Origin of the sequence: Caballeronia sp. ATUFL_M2_KS44, from assembly GCF_023630965.1 — a bacterium.
In the GTDB taxonomy this organism is placed as follows: Bacteria; Pseudomonadota; Gammaproteobacteria; order Burkholderiales; family Burkholderiaceae; genus Caballeronia; species Caballeronia concitans.
Genome location: NZ_JALQEA010000018.1, coordinates 1 through 238, shown reverse-complemented (window position 1 = coordinate 238; position 238 = coordinate 1). Strand labels below are relative to the sequence as shown.

Annotated in this window: 1 protein-coding gene; it reads left to right on the top strand. The window is 62.2% G+C overall.

Annotated elements, in window-relative coordinates; genetic code table 11:
- A partial coding sequence (locus NCR39_RS10050) for a KH domain-containing protein (RefSeq protein WP_250452055.1) occupies positions 1-238 on the top strand: 238 nt, incomplete at both ends.

Sequence of the window (238 nt, the reverse complement as noted above, 5' to 3'; positions counted from 1 at the left end):
TCTACGGCGAGGACGATCTGACCGATCGCAGCGAACGCTTCCTCGCCGCCGAAATCCTGCGCGAGAAGGTGTTCCGCTGGACCGGCGACGAACTGCCGTACACGAGCACGGTGCTCATCGACAAGTTCGAGACCGAAGGGCGTCTGCGCCGCGTGTTCGCGACGATTCTCGTCGATCGCGACATGCACAAGGCGATGATCATCGGCCAGAAGGGCGCGAAGCTGAAGCAGATCAGCAC